Origin of the sequence: Nocardioides antri, from assembly GCF_008373765.1 — a bacterium.
Taxonomy (GTDB): domain Bacteria; phylum Actinomycetota; class Actinomycetes; order Propionibacteriales; family Nocardioidaceae; genus Nocardioides; species Nocardioides antri.
This window is the reverse complement of record NZ_VUJW01000160.1, coordinates 1-258: the sequence shown is the minus strand read 5'-3', so window position 1 is coordinate 258 and position 258 is coordinate 1. Positions and strand designations below refer to the sequence as shown.

The window sequence follows — 258 nt, the reverse complement described above, 5'->3', positions numbered from 1 at the left end:
TGTAAGCACGTGAACCACCGTCGTGAACAGCGATGGGCGGACAAAGAATTCAAAAGCCCACATGGGTACGAAATGGAAGGCTAACCCTTTCGGTGGTGCATCTCACGCAAAGGGCATCGTCCTCGAGAAAGTTGGTGTAGAAGCTAAGCAGCCCAACTCTGCCATCCGCAAATGCGTCCGTGTACAGCTCATTAAGAACGGAAAGAAAGTGACCGCATTCGTCCCCCGTGACGGTTGCCTAAACCACATCGAAGAAAA

Annotated in this window: 1 protein-coding gene; it reads left to right on the top strand. The window is 51.6% G+C overall.

Annotated elements, in window-relative coordinates:
* Positions 1-61: 61 nt before the first annotated feature.
* Positions 62-258: uS12 family ribosomal protein (locus tag F0U47_RS22890; RefSeq protein WP_497463094.1), on the top strand; the 197-nt coding region annotated here is incomplete at its 3' end.